The following is a 17,301-nucleotide window of genomic DNA, read 5'->3' on the forward strand; positions in this document are numbered from 1 at the left end:
GCTGGAGGCGGCGCGGCAGCTGACGTATGCGGCGGCGGCGAAGTCGCAGCGTGGGGACGGGGATCTGACGTTCTTCGGGGCGGCGGCGAAGTGCTTCGCGTCGGATGCGGCGATGGAGATCACGACGGACGCGGTGCAGTTGCTGGGTGGGTACGGGTACACGCGGGACTATCCGGTGGAGCGGATGATGCGGGACGCGAAGATCACCCAGATCTACGAGGGGACCAACCAGGTCCAGCGCATCGTCATGGCCCGCAACCTGCCGTAACAGCGCCTCCGAGGTGCACCGACGGCCGGGCCGAGCACCCGGTCCGGCCGTTCGGGGCCGATGCTATGTTCCGGGAATGAGCGAGAAGGAAGAGCAGGACCTGCCCATGAACGACGGGCCCACCAAGCCGGCGATGCGCGAGGCGCTCGTCGCCGCGGCCTTCGAGCTCTTCCTGGAACGCGGCTTCGAGCAGACCACCATCGACGACATCGTCTCGCTCGCCGGGGTCGGCCGGCGCTCCTTCTTCCGCTACTTCCCGGCCAAGGAGGACGTGGTCTTCCCGGACCACGAGCGCAGCCTCGCCGAGATGACGGAGTTCCTGGAGTCCGGCACCGGCGAGGAGGACCCGGTCAAGCACGCCTGCGACGCGGCCCGGCTCGTCCTGCGGATGTACGCCGAACAGCCCTCCTTCTCCGTCCAGCGCTACCGCCTCACCCGCAAGGTCCCCGGCCTGCGGGCGTACGAGCTCTCCGTGGTCTGGCGCTACGAGCACACGCTCGCGGCCTACCTGCGCGGCCGGTTCGCCGACCGGCCGGACGGCCCGCTGCGCGCCGACGTGACCGCCGCCGCCGTCGTCGCCGCGCACAACCACGCCCTGCGCACCTGGCTGCGCTCGGGCGGCGAGAGCGACTGGGTGGCCGAGGTCGACGCGGCGATGGCCTTCGTCACCGGCACCTGGAACGACCGCCCGGGCGGCGAGAACGGCGCGGGCGGGGAGTCCGGGGAGTCCGGGGCGGACGATGTGGTGGTGCTGGTCGCCAGCCGCCGGGCGCCGCTGTGGCGGATGGTCCAGGGCATCGAGAGCGCACTCGGCGACGCCCACCGGCTCTGACCGCCGGCCGCTGGCTCTGTCCGCCGACGCCGAACCGCTCCTGCCGACGCCGACCCGCTGCGGAGGGCGCTCCCACCCGAACGGCGCAACTCCGCTCGTCCGGCGCCCGGCTGACGGGCCGCACGCCGTGCGGGCCGCCCGGCCCCGGGCGAGACTCGGTCGCAGGACGGGGGCCGCGCGCCCCGGGAGCGCGAAGGAGCGGCGATGCCGGGGACGCCCCAGCAGGAGAACGGTGGCCCCACCCTGCGCCAGGTGCTGCTCGGCAAGGGCTACCTCGGCCTGCTGCTGGTCGCCGCCCTGATCGGCGCCCCGGTCTCGCTGGTCGCCTTCGGCTTCGTCGGCCTGGAGCACCAACTCCAGCACTGGGTCTGGGAGAGCCTGCCGGTCACCGCCGGCTTCGACCGCGCCCCCTGGTGGTGGCCGCTGCCCGCGCTGCTGCTGGCCGGCCTGCTGCTCGCCCCCGTGGTCACCCGGCTGCCCGGGCACGGCGGCCACGTGCCGGTGGACGGGCTGGGCGGCCCGCCCACCCCGCCGGGCGCCGTCCCCGGCGTGGTGCTGGCCGCGCTCGCCTGCCTGCCGCTCGGCGCGGTGCTCGGCCCGGAGGCGCCGCTGATGGCAATCGGCGGCGGCCTCGCGCTGCTCTCCGTCCGGTCCGCCAGGCGGTCCCAACACCCGGAACTGGTACCGGTGTTGGGCACGGCCGGGGCGGCGGCCGCGATCTCCACCATCTTCGGCAGCCCGCTGGTGGCGGGCGTGATGATGATCGAGGCGGCCGGGCTGGGCGGCCCGCGGCTGATCGCTCTGGTCCTGCCCTGCCTGCTGGCCAGCGGGGTCGGTGCGCTGGTCTTCACCGGCTTCGGCCACTGGACCGGGCTGTCGATCGGCGCGCTCTCGCTGCCGCGGGTGCCCGAGAGCGGCGTCCCGGACCCGGGTGACTTCCTCTGGGGCGTCCCGCTGGCGGTGGTGATCGCCGTGGTCTGCGTGGCCGGGCAGGCCCTCGGCCGGCGGGTCAAGGCCTTCACCACGGGCGATCCGGACGGCCCCCGGCCGGTGCCGACCGCTCGTCGGACCGCCGTCCGGACGGTGCTGTGTGCGATCGCCGTCGGAGCCTGCCTCGCGGCGTACGCCCTGCTCACCGGTCGCTCACCGGAGGAGGCCGCGCTCTCCGGGCAGGCCACCCTGGGCGCGCTGGCGGCCGACCCGGCGGCCTGGCCGATCGGCGCGCTGCTCGCCCTGGTGCTGTGCAAGACGGTCGGCTGGGGGATCGCCCTGGGCAGCCTGCGCGGCGGCCCGATCTTCCCGGCGATCCTGATCGGTGCCGCGCTCGGGGCGGCCTGCGCGCCGCTGCCCGGCCTCGGCACCGCGCCCGCGCTGGCCGCCGGACTGGCCGCCTCCGGCGCGGCCGTCACCCGGCTTCCGGTCACCAGCACGGTGCTGGCGGCGGCGTTGCTGGGTGGTCAGGCCGCCGATGCGATGCCGCTGCTGATCGTCGCCGCGGTGACGGCCTTCGTCACCGGCGAGCTGGTCCGGGGGCGGTCGAGACGCGTCCACGCCCCGCCCGGCGGGGGCAGGCCGGCACCGGCCGACTGACCGTCCAGCCCTCGTCCGGTCCCGGTCCAGCCCTCGTCCGGTCCCCGTCCAGCCCTCGCCCGGCCCCCAGGCGCCGGCGCCCCGACGTCAACGTTCTGCGGCGCGAAAATCCCTTCGGGGGACGGCAGATGAACAACTGCGGATTCCACGGTCCCCGGTCGGCGGGGTGCGCGATAACGGAGGCACCCCGGCCGACCGGCCGGCGGGGCACCATGACCAGCAGCCAGGGAACCGAGGAACGACACCCATGCCGATCAGCGACTACGGCGTGCTCGCCGCCACCGCCGTCGACCGGCGCCGCGAGGGCGCCACCGACACCCCGCACTACCAGATCCACCTGCGCGACGCCGGGGGCACCGACTACCGCGCGGCGGTCAACGTCCTCTCCCAGCAGGCCCCCGCCGACCTGCGCTACCTCGCGGTCGGGGACTTCCGGCACCCCGTCACCGGCCTCCTCCCGCCGGCCGGCAGCGGCTGGAACCCGCTGCCGTCCCGGCCGGGCACGGCGAGCCTGGACTTCGTCCGCGGGCGCCTGTTCGACCCCGCGGCGATGCGCGTCCTGCCGCCCGACCTCCCGGGCCCGGACAACGACCTCGCCGACGTGCTCGACCAGCACGTCCAACGGGCGATCGCCGACCCGGCGGCCGCGGTGTACGTCTTCGGGCAGCGCTTCGGGCCCGAACCCGGCGTCCCGGACCAGGTGTTCGGCTTCCTGCCCGGCAACGGCGTGCACGACGTGCACATGAACCAGGGCAACAGCGGGCGGTTCCGGACGGACGACGGCGTCTACCAGGACGGCGCGCTGCTCGTCCACCTGCCGGCGGAGAGCCGGTGGGCGGCGGTGTTCCTGGCCTTCCAGTCGCAGTCCTGGCACACCGACGACCGCACCGGACACGCCCTGCCCGCGTCCGTCCCGCACCCCACCCGCCCCCGGACCGGGCCCCGTCAGGCGGCCGGACCCCAGCAGTAGGTCCTGTCCGGCCGATCCTGGCGGATCAGCCCGCGCTGTGGGACCGGCGGGACTGGGCGAGCAGCCAGGCGTAGACCTCGGGGTCGTCGTACGTCCGCGTCCAGGAGTCGTGGCCGATCCCCGGGTAGCGGGTGAACCGCACCGGACCGCCCGCCTCCCGCAGCGCCTCGACCACCCGCTCGGTGTGGGCGACCGGGACGACGTCGTCCTCCCCGCCGTGGAAGGCCCACACCGGGAGGTCGACGAGGCGCGGCGCCGCCTCGCTCAGCCCGGACCCGCAGATCGGTACTGCGGCGGCGAACCGGCGCGGGTACCGGGCGGCGAGCGCCCACGTGCCGGTGCCGCCCATGCTCAGCCCGGTGACGTACCGCCGGTCCGGGTCGATCCGGTACGTCCGCGCCACGTCCTCGACCAGGGCCGCCAGCGCGCTCACCTCCGCGACCCACGAGCTGTGCGCCGGGCACTGCGGGGCCACCACCACGAACGGCAGCTTCGCCCCGGCGGTGATCTGCCGCACCGGCCCGTGCACGGCGAGCGCCGCCAGATCCTCGCCACGCTCCATGGCGCCGTGCAGGAACAGCAGCAGCGGCCACGGCCCGGGGCCCTCGTCGTACCCGTCCGGCAGCGACAGGGCGTACCCCAGGTCGTTGCCGTCCTCGTCGACGGCGAAGCGGTGGTGCTGAACAGGTGCGGACATCGGTCTCCTCCAAAAACGTCAGGGGTTCCACGGGGCGGACCCGCCGCCACCACCCTTACCGAGCAGCCTCTCCGATTGATGACGCCGCCGTCACGGTTCACGTCGCAAAGACGCCGGACAGGGCCCGAGCGCGGGCGGCGCGGCGATGCCGAACTCCCGGCGGAGCGCGGAGACGGCGGCGAGGTAGCCGCTCATGCCGTGGACGCCCGGACCGGGCGGCGTGGACGCGGAGCACAGGTAGACGCCGGGCAACGGGGTCGCGTACGGGTTCCACCGGGGGGTCGGGCGCATGAGCAGCTGGCCGAGGGTCAGGGCCCCGGCCCCGATGTCCCCGCCGACGTAGTTCGGGTTGTACGCCTCGTACTGGACGCCGTTGGTGCTCCGGGCGGCGACGACCGTCTCGGCGAACCCGGGCGCGTACTTCTCGATCTGTGCCGTGACGGAGCCGGTGGGGTCCGCCGCGTACCCGTTGGGCACGTGCGCGTACGCCCAGACGGGCCGCTTCCCGGCGCGGACCCGGTCGGGATCGGCGACGCCGGGATCCACCAGCAGCACGAACGGGTCGCCCGCGTCGACACCGCGGGCGACCCCGGACTCCCGGCGGTAGATCTGCGCCTGCGACCCTCCGAGGTGCACGGTGGCGGCCCTGGCCACCTCGGTGTTCCGCCACGGGATCGCCTCGGACACCAGGAAGTCGACCTTGGCCGCCGCGGGCCCGTACCGGAACCTGCGGAGCCGTCGCCGGTAGGCGGCGGGCAGCCGGTCGCCCGCCACGGCCGAGAACTCCTTCGGCCCGGTGTCGAACATGACGACGCGCGAACCGCGCACCTGCGCCAGGTCGGTGATGCGCGCACCGGTGTGGATCTGCCCGCCGTGGCGCCGGATGTCCTCGGCCAGGCCGGCCGCGATCTCCGAGCTCCCGCCGCGCGGCACCGGCCACCCCGAACTGTGCGCCAGGTGGCCGAGGAAGACCGACACGGCTCCGCCGACGATGCTGGGGAGCCTACCGACGGCGTGCGCGGCCACCCCGGCGAGGAGGGCGGCCGCCTCGTCGGTCGCGAACCGGTGCGTGGCGAGCGCCGTCCCGTGGACCAGGGACCGCCACGCGAGCATCGCCGGAGTCCGCATGGACGTGGGGACGGAACGGAAGTCGGAGAGGAAGAGCTCCCCGATCTCGGTGCTGCGGCCGATGAGCGGTGCCATCAGCCGCCGCCAGCCGGCGCCGTCGCGGCCCAGCGCGTCGCAGGTCCGGTCGAGGTCCTGGTACGCCACGGCGGCCCGCCCGTCCGCCAGCGGATGGGCGTAGGACGCTTCCGGCCGGAGCAGGTCGACGCCGCGGGCCGACAGGTCGAACCGGCGGAAGAACGGAGACACGGCGGCCATCGGATGGACGGCGGAGCAGATGTCGTGCCGTACGTCGCTGTCGAAGAGGGCGTGCGTGCGCAGGCCGCCGCCGATCTCGTCCTGGCTCTCGTAGACGTCCACGTGCAGCCCGGCGCGGGCGAAGGTGACGGCCGCCGCCAGGCCGTTCGGCCCGCTGCCCACGACCGCGACGTCCCTGTTCCACTTCATGGTCGGTCCGCCTCGTTCATGGTCGGTCCGCCGCGCGGGATTCCACGGGCGGGGCGGCCGCTCACCGCGAGCTGGTGCTACCGGCGGCCCTTTGCATCGAACATTCCTTCCAGCTCCTTCAGGACCGACGGCAGGTAGAAGCCGGTCTCGCCCTCCCATTTTCGCTTCCCGACGCTGTACGCCGCCACGGTCTGGCTGACCGAGACGTTCGGGCGCCGCAGCAGGAGCTCCATGTTGTGTTCGACGACGGCATTTCCGGCCGGAAAGGCGGTGGCGAGCACGATCGGCTTTTCGGTGATCTGCAACGCCATGGTGGCGGGGGTGTCGCAGTTTCCCGAGGCGAGCCGCATCGCGAAATCGAGCGTCGCGGGGAAGACGGCGAAGGCGTCGACGCGTTCGCCGATCTCCACGTGCGCGGATTCCGGGAGGGAGGGGTCGGTGTAGTCGTCGGTCCACACGTCGCCGCCCACCAGTCGGCGCAGGGCGTCCAGCGTCACGAAACGCTGTGCGGACCTGGTCACCAGGAGATCGCTCGTGATCCGGGGAAACGACTGGCGCAGCCAGTGCAGCCAGTACGGTGTGAGCGCGGCATTGATGGATCCGGTCACGATGAACAGGATCCGCTTCTCGCCCAGATCGGGGATCGCCTGAATTCCGGCGCTTGCGGCGTTTCCGGTATTCGCAGCGCTTCCGGAGTTTCCGGTGCTTTCGGTTTCGGGCATCTCGGTGTTCCCCCGGTTCACAGGGCGAGTTCGGGCGAGATCATGATGGGCTTGATCCCGTCGGCACCCTCGGTCGGGACGGACGCCACGATCATGAACTGGTAGTCCCCCGACTCGCTGCTCCTCCTGCACGCGTCCCGCACGGCCCCGGCCATCAGGTTGTACCCGTCGCTGTTCAGCATCCACTCGAACATGGCCCCGTTCGAGGCGAGCGTGCGCACCTGCGACGCCATGTCGAACAGCGCCTTCGGAACCCGGCTCCCCGGGTTCCACAGCACGGCGAGCGGCTTCGCCTCGTTCCGCATGGCCAGGTCGGCCCACGTGGTCCACCCGTCCGCGGGCGTCGCGCGCGTGCGGTAGAAGACGTACAGGTCCTCGATGCCGGGGTTCGGAGCGAAGAAGCGCCACTGCGGCAGGTCGGGGAAGAACGGCAGGCGCATCTTGATCGGCAGCTTGTCGTCGGGCAGGTTCTCGAAGACCGTCAGCACGACGTGCGTCACCAGGGCGGCCTTGACCAGGGACGTGACGGTCCTGCGCCACGCGCTCATGAGTTCTCCAGGATGATCGCCGCCGTCTGCTGCGCCAGGGCGGGCTTGGCGATGATGGACCGGTGGCTGCTCGCCGGGACGACGTGGAAGTCCGCGGCGACCCGCTCGCTGAGCTTGCGCTGCTGCTCGGTGTTGTTTGCGGCCGAGATGACGACGCGCCGCAGCGGGCCGGCGGCCACGAAGTCCTGGCCGGCGAGGGGCTCGTGGAGGTACTCCTGGCGCGCCGCCAGCAGCACCTGGGGGCTGGAGATCGAGGCCAGGTACGCCCGTTGGATGTCCGGGCGGTACTCGAGTTCCCGCTCGGTGGGGCTCGTCAGCCAGCGGGTGGTGCCCAGGGCCGAGCCGAGCAGCCGTCGCGCGGTGTCCTGGTTGTAGCGCGCCACCCGCCGCTTCGACCCGCGATCCTCACCGAGGAGTACGGCGTCCGTCCCGTCGACGATGTGCAGGACGGTGGCGCGCTCGCGCACGTAGGCGGACTCCGCCGCGACGTTCATGGCGGTGAGGGCGCCGATCGAGTGGCCGCACAGGACGACGTCGCCCTCCGGCGCGAGCTGTTGCAGGAGGAACTCGACCGACTGGGCCGGCCGCAGTCCGCTCTTCGAGCGCCAGTACCCGCTGCGGTGGTAGCGCAGGACCCGGAAGCGCCGGCTGAGCAGCCCGGCCACCCAGTCCCAGGACTCCAGCGGCGCGCCCAGGCCGCTTTCGAGGACCGCGACGGGGGCGGTGGGACCGAGCTCCCCGGCATCGAGCGCGTACTCGATCGCGAGGCCGTCCGGGCCCTGGATCAGGGAGGTCCCCTTGAGTCCGCTGCGCCGGGTGTACTCCTCCTCCAGGTGGATGTACGAGAGGTAGGCGCTGACCGCGGCGGCGGCGCTGAAGGTGGCGACCACCTGGCGTTCGAACCTCATCCCCGGCCCCCGTTCCTGGGCAGGCGGTCCACGGCGTAGAGGACCGCCGCGTGGGCCGAGCTGAATCCCCAGAAGAACCGCGGCAGGCCCATCGTCACGGCGATGCCCAGGTGGAAGAGCTTGACGCCGGCCAGGGCCTTGCGGGCGTCCGTCGGCGCCAGCAGGTAGACGACCGGGAATCCGGTCTCCCAGACGATGGTGAACCACGTCATCGAACTGCACAGCAGCGGGCTCTTCTTCAGCCACTTGGCGACCGCGCTGTCCCCGTACTGCTGGGTCTGCAGGACCTGTTCCAGCGCCTCGCCCGACCGCCAGGTGCTGGAGATCGCCTTCGCCGCGCCGGCGGTCACGTAGGCGATGAAGGTCTGGGCGTTGACCGCGCGCAGGAAGAGGTCGTCGGACTTCTCGGCCTCGGGGACCAGGGCGGTGAGCAGGCGGTAGCCGCAGATCAGGGCGGCCATGTGGTCCGCCCCGTCCCTGCCGAACGAGGTGCGGTACTTGCTCAGGCCGCTGGAGGCCAGCATCAGGCCGGCTCCGGTGATCTGCTGCGCCCGGCTCCTGCGGCCGGTCAGGGTCAGCGCTCCGCCGACGACGCCCATAGCCTTGATGGCGACGGCACCGCCGCGGCTGTCGATCGCCTTGCGGAGGGCCTGCGGGACCACGCTGCGATCACGTTTCGAACTCAGGCCCTGCAAAAGGCCGTTGGGTCCGTAGGCGGCCGTCCTGGTCAAGGCTTCGAGGCCGCTGATGATCTCGCCCACCGCGGCCGGGGCCAGCGTCCAGTAATGCGCGTCCTCGCGCGATATGGGGTGGGAAGGCTCGTTGACGATCTTGGTGAATGGCATTCACGCGTCCTCGTGCTCCAGTCGAGCGGGGCCGGAAAGGGGAACCGCTCGTCCCCCTTTCCGGCCCGTCTGCTCACATGGGTGGTGTCACCGGTGGGTCAGTGGTTCAGCAGCCGAGGCAGATCGTGCTGCCCGTCACGACGACCTCGCATATGGCGACGATGGTGGGGGTGGTCATCGCGGGAGCGTTGTGTGCGTTCACGAAACCCTCCTGCGCCTCCGCGAACGAAGCGTTGACGGCATCGGTCACGAACTCGACACGCGATTCGGTGGCGTTCACTCTTTCTCCTTTTGATGGTGGAGACAGCGGCCAACCCGCAGAGGACCGACGCCCGCTGCCGGCCGCTGCCGTTCGACCATATGTCGTTCCGGTAACCACGGGAAGACCCTTGATGTGTTCATGGTGTGCACAATGCGAATCGGTGGCGGATAATTTCGAAGAAATTGACCAATTCCATTGTAGGTGGACATTCTTCGAATTCTGTGCAATGCCCCTTTTGTTGTGGAGTCACCGGATGCTCCTGTATTTGATCATTGATATCGCAGGTCAGGCCTTGATCGAGAATCCGGGCGGGCGGCGGATTCCGCCGAACAGTCCGTATGGCCTCAAATCGCCCCATTTGACTTGACGGCCTCGGGGCCGACCGGAGGATGCGTGCCGGGCCGTCCGGAGGGTGTATTTGGGTCGGCTTTGCAGGATTGGGACGCCTTGCTATGATCGGCCCAATGTTCAGAAAAGTGTGAAAATGAACGTTTCGATCATCCGAGAGAAGACGGCTCGTCGATTGAAAAAGAAAACCGGCAAGGCGGCGGACGCACCGCTGCTGCAACTCGTCGACGTCACACACGCCTACGGTGACAGCACCGTGCTAGACCGGGTCTCCCTCCGCATTCACCGTGGTGAGTGCGTTTCCCTGGTCGGGGAGAACGGATCCGGCAAGAGCACGCTGCTCCGCGTGGCGGCCGGCCGGGAGAGACCCTCCGCGGGGTCGGTCGTCTTCGACGGGGAGGAGATCCACGAGGATTCCCTGGACGTGCGCAAGCGGGTCGCGTCGGTGATGGATCCCGGTGCGTTCTATCCGGACCTCACCGTGCGGGAGCACCTGCGGCTCGTGGCGCTGTCGCACGGCATGGGCGCCGGAGCCGATGCCGCGGTCGACGGGGCGCTGGAGTCGCACCGCCTCACGGTGCAGTCCGAACAGTTCCCCTCGGCCCTGTCCTCCGGGCAGACCCAGGCGCTGCTCCTCGCCGCCGCCTTCATCCGGCCGCACGACCTCCTCATCCTCGACGAGCCGGAACAGCGGCTCGACTCCCACGCCCGGACCGCCCTCGCCCGCCTGATCGCGGAGCACCGCGACCGCGGAGCGGCCGTCCTCATGGCCACCCACCACCGGGCCCTGAACGAGGTCGCGGACCAGATCGTCGAAGTCGGCTCGCGTGCGGGGCACTCGGGCCCGTCCGGGGCGGTGCGGGGGGAAGGATGAGCGGTTTGAGCGACAGCGTGGCACCCGCGACCGGGACGAGGGCGCGGGTGCCCGACAGGTCGGGGGACTGCACCGCGGACACCCTGCTGTTCCTGCGCGAAGCCCGGAGTGGCACGCGCCAGGAGAAGCGCAGGAGCGCGTGGTTCATCGCCTACACGGTCCTCCTGGTGGGCGGCTGCTGGGGCGTCCCCGCCCTGCTCCAGTGGACGAGTTCGACCCGGGCGGCCGACCGGCCACCCGTGCAGATCGGGGAACAGGCGTCCGCGACGCTCCTGGCGCTGATCCCGGCGGTGCTGGTCCTCGCCCTGCTGCTCACCGCCCGGGGAGCGATGTGGCGCGGCCCGGTTCTGCTGGACCGGGCCACGACCGGCTTCCTGCTGCCCTCGGCCGTCGACCGGCGAGCCCTGCTCGCGCCGGGGCTGCGCTCCTCGGTGGCGCTGGCCTCCGTGGTGAGCGGCGTCGCCGGCGCGGTCGCGGGTTTCCTGCTGCAGGGCCTGGCCCCGCAGTCGTGGATCCTGCTGACCCTCGCGGGCTCCTGGACGGGCGTCTCGGTGGCGCTCACCACGAGCGCGGTCGGCGTCCTGGTCGAGCGGAACGACCAGTGGATGTCCCGCTACGGCCGCGGGGTCTTCGCCGCGGGGTGGCTCCTCGCCGCGGTCGCCGCCGCCGGCGTGTGGACGGCATGGACGCAGGGGCGGACGGGCTGGCTGCAGGACCTCCTGCTCTGGTCGGGCCCGTGGGGGTGGGCGTCCCAACCGCTCCTGTGGGCGCTCGGCCTCGTGGGTACGGCGGGCGCCGTCGGCACGGTGCTGTCGGTCGGCACCCCGGTGGTCGCCCTCGTCCTCGCCTGGCGGGAACTGCCCGCGATCCCGCAGGCCGCCCTCAGGCTGCGCGCGACGGTCGCCGCCCAGATCAGCACGTCCGTCCTCATGCTCGACCTCCGCCAGGCCCGCTCCGGAGTACCGCGGCTCAAGGAGCGGCGCAGCACCCCCCGGCTCCGCCTCCCCGTGCCGCGGCACCGGCTGCTGCTGGTCCCGTGGCGCGACCTCACCTGCCTGCTGCGCAACCCCCGCCGCCTGGGGTGGGCCGCCGTCTGGAGCGGGCTCGCCGTCGGACTGACCGAGGCCGCCCCCTCCTTCACCTCGACCGCACAGCAGATCGTCGTCGTGCTGTCCCTGGTCGCCGAATACCTGGCGGCCGCTCAACTCACCGAGCCGGCCCGGCTGGAGAGCGACGACCCGCGGCGCTCCACCAACCTGCCCTGGACGTTCAAGTCGCTCGCCCTCCAGCACTCGGCGGTGCCCGGCGGCCTCCTCCTCGCGCTCACCGGAGCCGGCGCACTGGCGTGCGCGCTCGGCGGCCGGGGCGCCGCAGGACTCCTCCCGCTCCTCGCCTCCGTACCCGCACTCACCGCGGCCGCGCTGGTCAGCTCCTACCGGGGCGTCGTGCCCATGCACCTGACGATCGGTGTCAACACCCCCATGGGCAACACCGGCCCCGGCCAGGTGGCGCTCTGGTACCTGCGCGGCCCGCTGGCGGTCGGCACCCTCCTGTTCCCGCTCGCCCGCTCCGCAGCCCAGGGCCACCCGTACGCCGCGGCACAACTCGCCTGGACCCTGGCCGTCACCGCGGCCGCCCTCTGGTGGGTCCGGCGCACCGCCCACCGCCTCCACACCCGGTAGCCCCGACCCCACGCCAAGGGCCGGCCGACCCGCCGTCACGTCGGATCGACCGGCCCCACGAGGTCGGCCGACCACCATGCCCGAAGCCACGACTCCCCGGCGGAGACCTCCACCACCACCCGACACCACTCGCAGGGTCACCGGCCCCGCGGTTGGTCACACGACGGCCGGGAAAAGCAAAAGACCCCTGAATTAACAGGGGTCTTGCTGGTGTCCGAGGGGGGACTTGAACCCCCACGCCCGATAAAGGGCACTAGCACCTCAAGCTAGCGCGTCTGCCATTCCGCCACCCGGACCGGGTGTTGTCTTCGCGGCTTTCGTTCTCTCGTCGGCCGCGCTGACAGATGTAACTGTAGCAAAGATCGGCTTGGGGTCCCAAAACGGTTCGGGGCGGGGGAATGGAGGTGGTGGCGGGGGCAAGGGGGAGTGTGTGGCGGGGGCGTGACCAGGGGGTTTCGGGGGCGCGCAGGGGGTGGATCCGGGTCGGGGGCTGGGGGAGGATGGGCGTACGTGCTCGTACGGCCCGGGTGCAGGTCCTGGGGGTGGCGCGCTGGTGCGTCGGTGCGGGCCAAAGACGAGGAGTGACCGTGAGCGAGCGGAGCGAGTCGGCGGGGCCGAGGGCGACGGCTGAGTCGGAGGTCGCCGGGATCTGTCGCGATCTGATCCGGATCGACACCAGCAACTACGGGGACGGCTCCGGCCCGGGGGAGCGCAAGGCGGCGGAGTACGTCGCCGAGCAGCTCGCGGAGTTCGGGGTGGAGCCGCAGATCTTCGAGTCGGCCAAGGGGCGGGCCTCGACGGTGGTGCGGATCGAGGGCGAGGACCGTTCCCGCCCGGGCCTGCTGATCCACGGCCACACCGACGTGGTGCCGGCCAACGCCGCGGACTGGACGTACGACCCGTTCGGGGGCGAGATCGCGGACGGCTGCGTGTGGGGGCGCGGCGCGGTCGACATGAAGGACATGGACGCGATGACCCTCGCGGTGGTCCGCGACCGGCTGCGCACCGGCCGCAAGCCCCCGCGCGACCTGGTGCTGGCGTTCGTCGCGGACGAGGAGGCCGGCGGCACGTACGGGGCGCGGTTCCTGGTGGACAAGCACCCGGAGCTGTTCGAGGGCGTGACCGAGGGCATCGGCGAGGTCGGCGGCTTCTCCTTCACGGTCAACGACCAGGTGCGGCTTTACCTGGTGGAGACGGCCGAGAAGGGCATGCACTGGATGCGCCTGACGGTCGAGGGCCGCGCCGGGCACGGCTCGATGGAGAACGACGACAACGCGATCACCGAGCTGTGCGAGGCGGTCGCCCGGCTCGGCCGGCACAAGTTCCCGCTGCGGATCACCAAGACCGTACGGGCGTTCCTGAACGAGCTGTCGGACGCGCTCGGGGTCGAGCTCGACCCGGAGAACATGGACGAGACCCTGCGGGTGCTCGGCGGCATCGCCAAGATGATCGGCACCACGCTGCGCAACACCGCCCAGCCGACCATGCTCGGCGCCGGCTACAAGGTGAACGTGATCCCCGGCCAGGCCACCGCACACGTGGACGGGCGCTTCCTGCCCGGCTACGAGGAGGAGTTCCTGGCGGAGCTGGACAGCGTGCTGGGCCCGCGCGTGAAGCGGGAGAGCCTGCACTCGGACAAGGCGATCGAGACCACCTTCGACGGCGCGCTGGTGGAGGCGATGCAGACGGCGCTGCGGGCGGAGGACCCGATCGCCCGCGCGGTGCCGTACTGCCTGTCGGGCGGGACGGACGCCAAGTCGTTCCAGGACCTCGGGATCCGCTGCTTCGGCTTCGCGCCGCTGCAGCTGCCGCCGGAGCTGGACTTCGCCGGGATGTTCCACGGTGTGGACGAGCGGGTGCCGGTGGACGGGCTGAAGTTCGGCGTCCGGGTGCTGGACCGGTTCCTCGACGCCTGCTGAGCACCTTGGGTGGACGGCCCGTTCCCGGAGTGCCGGGGGCGGGCCGTCCGCATTGTCCGAGCTAATGATTTGGGACAGAGCGAAGGAGATCAACAGAAACGATCCTGCAAGGAAATGCGGATCGACCGTGTGTGCGGACCGTCACCGTTGCGAGTGAATGGCAAATCTGTTCCGTACCCCGTTTGCCACACCCTCGTTCATCCCTGTGCAACCCGCCGAACGGGTTGCGTTGTCCATACAGGAGGAATGATGAAGGTCAAGAAGATCGCCGCTGTTGCCGCCGCCACCGGTGGCCTGGTGATCGCCGCCGCCGGTGTCGCGTCCGCTCACGGCGGTGCCGGCGCCGAGGGTGTGGCCGCTGGCTCCCCGGGTGTCGTCTCCGGCAACCAGGTGCAGATCCCGGTGCACGTCCCGGTCAACCTGTGCGGCAACACCATCAGCGTGATCGGCGTGCTGAACCCGGCGTTCGGCAACCACTGCGCCAACTTCTGAGTCACGCTCCGAGCTGCTGAGGCTCGTTGAGCCGACTCATTCGGCCCCCGGGCGGCGGACGCGCCGCCCGGGGGCCGCTTGCATGCGGAGTACGGAGTGCGGAGTGAGGGGAGCTGGGTGCGGAGGGGCAAACAAGAGGGCAATCGCTCGATCGGGTGAAGTTGGTTCGTTCGGCTCAACCTCTCCGCCGCTCTCTCGTTAACTCCTGTGCAGTCGAAGACCTTGCCGGATATCCGGATATACGGAAATTCCGACTTTCGGAAGGTATTTACGTCAAGGTCGTCACGTCGTTCTCGATACGTCAGGGGAAAAGATGAGGAATGTAGCCAAGAAGGGGATCCTCACGGTCGTGGCCACCGGCAGTGTCCTGGCCTCGACCGCCGGCTACGCCTACGCGGGTGCCGAGGCCCAGGGAGGTGCCGCCGGATCGGCGGGCGTCGCCTCCGGGAACTCGGTGCAGGTGCCGGTCGAGGTGCCGATCAACGCCTGCGGCAACACCGTCGACGTGATCGGCGTGCTGAACCCGTCCTACGGCAACCGCTGCGCGAACGTCAGCGGCCACCCCGAGGCCGCCAAGCCGGGCGGCTCCCACGCGGGCTCCGGTTCCCACACCGGCTCCGGCTCCCACACCGGCCCCGGGGCCAACACCGGCTCCGGCCGGGGCTCCTCCGCCTCGGGCACGTCCGCCTCCGGCGTCGCCGCCAACTCGCCCGGCGTGGTCTCCGGCAACAGCATCCAGGCCCCCGTGCACGTCCCGGTCAACGCCTGCGGCAACTCCGTCGACGTGGTCGGCGTCGGGAACCCGGCCTTCGGCAACGACTGCGCCAACGTCGCGCAGCCCGCCCCGGCCCCGAAGCCGGTCGACGACTGCCCCGAGAAGCACAGCCCGTCCATCCCGCCGCAGGCCGGCGGGGAGGTCCCGGGCAACCCGCGCAACGGCGGCCCGTCCACCGCCCCCGAGGCCGGCGCACACTCGGCCCCCGCCGTCGCGCCGGTCGCGAGCGGCCAGGTCGCCCCGGTCGCGGCCCGCGCCGCAGCCCCGGTCGTCGCCTCCTCGCCGAGCGGCGCCGTCGGCAGCCAGCTGGCCTCCACCGGCGCCGGTGACGTCGAACTGCTCGGCGCCGCCGGTCTCGCCCTGCTGCTCGGTGGCGGCGTGCTCTACCGCCGCGCCCGCGCCGGGGCCCGCTGAGCCGCCGGTAGGCCACATCCCGCGGCGCCACACCCCCGCGGCGCCGCCGGAGCACGAGGCCGGAGCGTGACGCGCCCGCGGCTGCCTGGAGGTACGGGCGGCCGCGGGCGGGCGGAGGTCCGGTGTGAGAACCCGCATCAAGGCCTGACATGACGTGAAGCCCCGGCTCGAAAGCCCGGCGTGAGATCCCCACCGCGACGGGCGCGTTCCCGGGCCCGGAGCTCGCCGATCCGGAGCTCCCCGACCCGGCCGCCTCCCGCCTGGGCCTTCCCCACCCAGGCGCCCCGCCCGTCTATCCCCGCGGCGGCGGGTGGGTTCAGGCGCGCTCGCCCGTCACCAGCTCCGGACCTGCCGGATGATCCGCCGCCGCAGCCGGACCGTCCGGCTCCCGTCGGGGAACAGCCTCAGCCGGTCGAGCTCCCAGTGCCCGTACTCGGCGTGCTCGGTGAGCAGTTGGCGTGCCGCGTTGCGCGTGGTGCCACGCGGCATGCGCAGCGACTGGTACTCGTACTCCGGTTGCCGGACCGGCTTCGGTGGGGTCAAAACGCTCCTCCTGAGGATCACCTGCGCGCAAGCCTACGACCTGCCTCGGACAGTCGGCCCGGGTATTTCCGGACGTCCTCCCGGCCGTCCGTCCGACCCGATGGGACGCCCCGGACCGGCCGGGGCACGCCAGCCCGACTGACAGTGCATCAGTCCCGTTGTTCCTCCGGACGGGATACCCCGATCCCGGCGCGCGAAGCGGCACCCGATCGGCCCCGCGCGGCCCGGCCGCACGCCCTTCGCGCCGGGCATGCGCGGGGACAGAACCACGCGGATCGGACATCAGGGGGGAAGTTGCGGTGAAATCGCGGGTGTAGGTGACAACCGCTGTGCGTACCGACACCGCGGGGAGATAGCGTCTGCACCATGTCTGATGCCGCGCAGCCAACCATTGCCGAGGTACGCGCCGCCGCCGAGGCGGTCAAGGCCGCCATCGACCGTCATCTGGAAGCGGTGTCAAGCCCCAGCGCAGCGGATGATCCCGCTGTGTCCGCCGCCTACGAGCAGCTCGCGACGGCGGCCATCGCCTACGACCAGATCCTCTACGAGGTCTACGACGAGGTCACCCCCTTCGAGATCCCCGGGGACGAGGGTCCGGGCGGCTACCACGGCCCCGAACAGCCGGAGGCGATCAGCGTGCTGATCCGCCGCGACTACCACGTCGCCGACCCCAAGCGGCTGCGCGCCCAAGCCGAGCGGCTCGACGAGTCGCTGACCCCCGGCGGGGGCGGCACCAGCGGGGTGAACGCCGCGATCGGTGTGCTGTTCGGCGAGTACGAGCCGGACGAGATCGCCGCCCGCAGCGAGGAGTTCGGCCTGGAGGAGGCGGACTCGACGCTCTGGGTCGCGGCGGCGGAGCCGACCGAGCCGGGGGAGTGGCTGCCGGAGCCCTTCGAGCACGCCGACCCGCAGATGCTGATCTGCCGGTTCGACGTGAGCGAGGTCTACGACGACGAGGACCCCGACGACTGAACCGTTCGTCGTGCGGACACCCGGAGGGCGGGCCCCACCTGTAGGGGGCCCGCCCTCCGCGCGTTCCG

At 72.0% G+C, this 17,301-nt stretch carries 18 protein-coding genes and 1 tRNA gene; 10 read left to right on the forward strand and 9 right to left on the reverse strand.

Annotation, left to right across the window (positions count from 1 at the left end; genetic code table 11):
- The 4 genes from AC07AL_RS24055 to AC07AL_RS24070 all read left to right on the forward strand — a co-directional run.
- A partial coding sequence (locus tag AC07AL_RS24055) for an acyl-CoA dehydrogenase family protein (protein ID WP_400986291.1) occupies nt 1-268 on the forward strand: 268 nt, incomplete at its 5' end.
- Between the two features lie 133 nt (nt 269-401).
- Entirely contained in the window at nt 402-1,100 is a 699-nt protein-coding gene (locus tag AC07AL_RS24060; RefSeq protein ID WP_363583972.1) for a TetR family transcriptional regulator, read from the forward strand.
- A gap of 204 nt (nt 1,101-1,304) precedes the next feature.
- Nucleotides 1,305-2,690 carry a chloride channel protein gene (locus AC07AL_RS24065; RefSeq protein ID WP_363583957.1) on the forward strand — a complete coding sequence of 462 codons (1,386 nt, stop codon included), beginning with the start codon at nt 1,305-1,307 and terminating at the stop codon, nt 2,688-2,690.
- A gap of 247 nt (nt 2,691-2,937) precedes the next feature.
- Nucleotides 2,938-3,660: a DUF2278 family protein gene (locus AC07AL_RS24070; RefSeq protein WP_478318125.1), complete on the forward strand. Its 723-nt coding sequence runs from the start codon at nt 2,938-2,940 to the stop codon at nt 3,658-3,660.
- 25 nt (nt 3,661-3,685) lie between these two features.
- Here the strand turns inward: AC07AL_RS24070 and AC07AL_RS24075 are convergent, their stop codons facing one another.
- From AC07AL_RS24075 to AC07AL_RS24105, 7 genes are all read right to left on the reverse strand, one after another.
- Nucleotides 3,686-4,357 (reverse strand): carboxylesterase family protein, encoded by a 672-nt coding sequence (locus AC07AL_RS24075; RefSeq protein ID WP_363627434.1) that lies wholly within the window; start codon nt 4,355-4,357, stop codon nt 3,686-3,688.
- Nucleotides 4,358-4,447: 90 nt separating this feature from the next.
- Nucleotides 4,448-5,929, reverse strand: a complete 1,482-nt coding sequence (locus tag AC07AL_RS24080; RefSeq protein WP_478318127.1) for a phytoene desaturase family protein — start codon at nt 5,927-5,929, stop codon at nt 4,448-4,450.
- Nucleotides 5,930-6,006: 77 nt separating this feature from the next.
- Nucleotides 6,007-6,651: a flavoprotein gene (locus AC07AL_RS24085; RefSeq protein ID WP_478318128.1), complete on the reverse strand. Its 645-nt coding sequence runs from the start codon at nt 6,649-6,651 to the stop codon at nt 6,007-6,009.
- Nucleotides 6,652-6,668: 17 nt separating this feature from the next.
- Nucleotides 6,669-7,199 carry a hypothetical protein gene (locus AC07AL_RS24090; protein ID WP_478318129.1) on the reverse strand — a complete coding sequence of 177 codons (531 nt, stop codon included), beginning with the start codon at nt 7,197-7,199 and terminating at the stop codon, nt 6,669-6,671.
- Nucleotides 7,196-8,107 carry an alpha/beta fold hydrolase gene (locus AC07AL_RS24095; RefSeq protein WP_478318130.1) on the reverse strand — a complete coding sequence of 304 codons (912 nt, stop codon included), beginning with the start codon at nt 8,105-8,107 and terminating at the stop codon, nt 7,196-7,198. The genes AC07AL_RS24090 and AC07AL_RS24095 overlap by 4 nt, the downstream gene beginning before the upstream one ends.
- Nucleotides 8,104-8,952 (reverse strand): hypothetical protein, encoded by an 849-nt coding sequence (locus tag AC07AL_RS24100; protein ID WP_363627436.1) that lies wholly within the window; start codon nt 8,950-8,952, stop codon nt 8,104-8,106. The genes AC07AL_RS24095 and AC07AL_RS24100 overlap by 4 nt, the downstream gene beginning before the upstream one ends.
- A gap of 106 nt (nt 8,953-9,058) precedes the next feature.
- Nucleotides 9,059-9,232, reverse strand: coding sequence for a cypemycin family RiPP (locus AC07AL_RS24105; RefSeq protein WP_350878031.1), 174 nt, complete (start codon nt 9,230-9,232; stop codon nt 9,059-9,061).
- Between the two features lie 505 nt (nt 9,233-9,737).
- Here AC07AL_RS24105 and AC07AL_RS24110 point away from each other — a divergent pair.
- Both AC07AL_RS24110 and AC07AL_RS24115 read left to right on the forward strand, forming a co-directional pair.
- A complete protein-coding gene (locus AC07AL_RS24110; protein ID WP_478318131.1) occupies nt 9,738-10,436 on the forward strand; it encodes an ABC transporter ATP-binding protein in 699 nt (232 codons plus the stop codon).
- 5 nt (nt 10,437-10,441) lie between these two features.
- A complete protein-coding gene (locus AC07AL_RS24115; protein ID WP_478318133.1) occupies nt 10,442-12,118 on the forward strand; it encodes a DUF6297 family protein in 1,677 nt (558 codons plus the stop codon).
- Between the two features lie 208 nt (nt 12,119-12,326).
- Here AC07AL_RS24115 and AC07AL_RS24120 read toward each other — a convergent pair.
- Nucleotides 12,327-12,414: transfer RNA gene (locus tag AC07AL_RS24120), tRNA-Leu, on the reverse strand.
- Nucleotides 12,415-12,705: 291 nt separating this feature from the next.
- On the opposite strand from AC07AL_RS24120, the gene AC07AL_RS24125 reads away from it, so the two are divergent.
- The 3 genes from AC07AL_RS24125 to AC07AL_RS24135 all read left to right on the forward strand — a co-directional run bounded on the left by AC07AL_RS24125 (nt 12,706) and on the right by AC07AL_RS24135 (nt 15,718).
- The gene (locus AC07AL_RS24125) at nt 12,706-14,037 is read left to right on the forward strand and encodes a M20/M25/M40 family metallo-hydrolase (RefSeq protein WP_063346934.1); all 1,332 of its coding nucleotides are present in this window, start codon (nt 12,706-12,708) and stop codon (nt 14,035-14,037) included.
- Nucleotides 14,038-14,286: 249 nt separating this feature from the next.
- A complete protein-coding gene (locus AC07AL_RS24130; RefSeq protein ID WP_400329642.1) occupies nt 14,287-14,529 on the forward strand; it encodes a chaplin in 243 nt (80 codons plus the stop codon).
- Nucleotides 14,530-14,842: 313 nt separating this feature from the next.
- A complete protein-coding gene (locus AC07AL_RS24135; protein ID WP_478318134.1) occupies nt 14,843-15,718 on the forward strand; it encodes a chaplin in 876 nt (291 codons plus the stop codon).
- Between the two features lie 333 nt (nt 15,719-16,051).
- Here the strand turns inward: AC07AL_RS24135 and AC07AL_RS24140 are convergent, their stop codons facing one another.
- Nucleotides 16,052-16,261: a DUF5703 family protein gene (locus AC07AL_RS24140; protein ID WP_280681853.1), complete on the reverse strand. Its 210-nt coding sequence runs from the start codon at nt 16,259-16,261 to the stop codon at nt 16,052-16,054.
- Nucleotides 16,262-16,627: 366 nt separating this feature from the next.
- On the opposite strand from AC07AL_RS24140, the gene AC07AL_RS24145 reads away from it, so the two are divergent.
- Nucleotides 16,628-17,233: a hypothetical protein gene (locus tag AC07AL_RS24145; RefSeq protein ID WP_063346931.1), complete on the forward strand. Its 606-nt coding sequence runs from the start codon at nt 16,628-16,630 to the stop codon at nt 17,231-17,233.
- Nucleotides 17,234-17,301 lie beyond the last annotated feature (68 nt).

This window comes from Kitasatospora sp. NPDC043949, from assembly GCF_056435365.1.

Excerpts from the sequence above, each read along its gene's own strand:
- AC07AL_RS24100 (WP_363627436.1), bottom strand. The coding sequence starts at position 8,952 with ATGCCATTCACCAAGATCGTCAACGAGCCTTCCCACCCCATATCGCGC.
- AC07AL_RS24070 (WP_478318125.1), top strand. The coding sequence starts at position 2,938 with ATGCCGATCAGCGACTACGGCGTGCTCGCCGCCACCGCCGTCGACCGG.
- AC07AL_RS24130 (WP_400329642.1), top strand. The coding sequence starts at position 14,287 with ATGAAGGTCAAGAAGATCGCCGCTGTTGCCGCCGCCACCGGTGGCCTG.
- AC07AL_RS24065 (WP_363583957.1), top strand. The coding sequence starts at position 1,305 with ATGCCGGGGACGCCCCAGCAGGAGAACGGTGGCCCCACCCTGCGCCAG.
- AC07AL_RS24135 (WP_478318134.1), top strand. The coding sequence starts at position 14,843 with ATGAGGAATGTAGCCAAGAAGGGGATCCTCACGGTCGTGGCCACCGGC.
- AC07AL_RS24145 (WP_063346931.1), top strand. The coding sequence starts at position 16,628 with ATGTCTGATGCCGCGCAGCCAACCATTGCCGAGGTACGCGCCGCCGCC.
- AC07AL_RS24080 (WP_478318127.1), bottom strand. The coding sequence starts at position 5,929 with ATGAAGTGGAACAGGGACGTCGCGGTCGTGGGCAGCGGGCCGAACGGC.
- AC07AL_RS24095 (WP_478318130.1), bottom strand. The coding sequence starts at position 8,107 with ATGAGGTTCGAACGCCAGGTGGTCGCCACCTTCAGCGCCGCCGCCGCG.
- AC07AL_RS24090 (WP_478318129.1), bottom strand. The coding sequence starts at position 7,199 with ATGAGCGCGTGGCGCAGGACCGTCACGTCCCTGGTCAAGGCCGCCCTG.
- AC07AL_RS24060 (WP_363583972.1), top strand. The coding sequence starts at position 402 with ATGCGCGAGGCGCTCGTCGCCGCGGCCTTCGAGCTCTTCCTGGAACGC.
- AC07AL_RS24085 (WP_478318128.1), bottom strand. The coding sequence starts at position 6,651 with ATGCCCGAAACCGAAAGCACCGGAAACTCCGGAAGCGCTGCGAATACC.
- AC07AL_RS24075 (WP_363627434.1), bottom strand. The coding sequence starts at position 4,357 with ATGTCCGCACCTGTTCAGCACCACCGCTTCGCCGTCGACGAGGACGGC.